Raw genomic sequence first — 1859 nt, forward strand, 5'->3', positions numbered from 1 at the left:
CAGGTATCTATAGCAGTGCGGGGTTGACGCCGAGGGGCAAGTCGATGATAGGGCTTCAGGGCGCCTCGACGAAGTGATCGCGGGTCGACCTTCGCACCGTCGAATTCGATAGCTTCTTGTCTGAATCGGGGTGCAGGACGTACGCCGAGGGGCAAGAGTATGAGGCCGAGCTTCTGTCGCTTCTGACTCGCCGTTCAACTCCGCCCGCTCGCTCGCTGGTACTCTTGCCTGCGGGCACCGGACCCGGCGACCTTAAGAACGTGGGAGAGCCCGCAAAGTTCGTCCCGACGATGTGAAGCCCATGGTTGCGGGGTTCGGGCTGGCGCAGGCAAGAGTAACGAGATGGTGGCGCATGAATCTGCGAGTTTCAAGCGGCCACGAATGAAACACCTGGCAGTGCTGCCCAGCGACGAGCCCTCTGATTCGTTGATAAGGAGAACAATAACTCATGGCTTCTATCAGCAATGCACCCGTGCGTCACCGGACCGTCGGCATCGATCTGGCAATAAGTGCAGTTCAGGTCGCGCAGATCTTCGATGATGGACGTGCAATTGGCAAACCGATCCGCTTCCGTTTGACGTCAACCGACCTCAGGCGTTTCGTGTCAGCCATCAAGAGCGGCGTCGGCGCCGATACGCCGATCACAGCCGTGATGGAGCCAACCGGCATGGCATGGTTTCCGGTGGCCAACTGGCTGCAGCGTGCCGGAATCAAAGTCATTCGGGTCAAGGGTCAGCGCGTGAAGGCGTTACGCAAATACCTCAGCGAGCATGCCAAGACCGACGCGGCCGATGCACATGTATTGGGCGCAATACCCGGCTTTGGTGGCCGTGGCCTCGACCCAGTTCATGTGCCAGGGCCCGAGCAACATTCACTACAACGACTGACCAAACAGCGTCACCGCTATCAGGAGCTAGTGTGTTCCGCGCGGCGCCGCGTTCTTGACCTCATCCGCTGGGCGTGCCCGGCGCTTGAGCCTGTGTTGCCCGATACGGTCACGCAACTCACGCTAGCAATTCTCGGCGAGCTGTTGGATCCGCGCAAGGTCGTAGCCATGCGACGCGATGTGCTCGCCCGATTCCTGTCACAACACGCCTCAGGGAATCATCCCAAGAGCGGCCCCTTCATCGATTCGCTGGTCGAGAAACTTAAGGCAGCGGCCGAAGAGACCATTGAGCTCCACGGCGATAGCGTCGATTTCACCGCTTTGCAATTCGAGGTGGCGCAAGAAGTCGAACATTTGCGACTGTGGGATCGCCACGTCCGCGCGATCGAGCGTGAAGTGGAGCAGATCTATCAGCGGGTGCATCCGTCCGATGCGCTTCGATCTATTCCTGGCATAGGGGCGACCTTGGCTCCGCTGCTCATCGGCGTACTCGGCTACGCGAAACGCTTCCGTAACGAAGATCACATACGCGGATTCTGCGGTATGTTTCCTACCAGAAGTTCGTCCGGTGGTATAGAGAAGCCCGGTCAAAGGCTGACAAAGAGTGGTAGTGATCGCGTCAAGCGGGCGCTGTACATCGCTGCGGACGTTGCACGAAAGATCGATCCAGATCTTGCCGCCGTGTACTGGCGTCTTATGGTGAACAAAGGGCATCACCACAAGCAAGCCATCTGCGCAGTTGCGACGCGCTTGATCAACCGGATCTATCGCGTGTTGAAGACCGGCGAGCCGTACGTGCTTCGAGATCAGGAAGGTAACTCGATTTCCGTCCAAGAGGGCAAACGTATCGTTGCTGCGCAATTCAAAGTGCCGCTCGAGGTCCGCCAGTCTCGCCGCAACCAGCCTATGCCCGAACCGGCGTAGAGCCCTGCTCCGAAGCCGCGAACATGCGTTGACAGTCGGTACGAGATCA

At 58.9% G+C, this 1859-nt stretch carries 1 protein-coding gene; it reads left to right on the plus strand.

Translation table 11 applies throughout. The features are described from left to right. The first annotated feature begins 448 nt into the window (after positions 1–448). Entirely contained in the window at positions 449–1810 is a 1362-nt protein-coding gene (locus ACSHSS_RS30110) for an IS110 family transposase (protein ID WP_011875602.1), read from the plus strand. The last annotated feature ends 49 nt before the right edge of the window (positions 1811–1859 follow it).

It is taken from the genome of Burkholderia sp. BC1 (genome assembly GCF_052683555.1).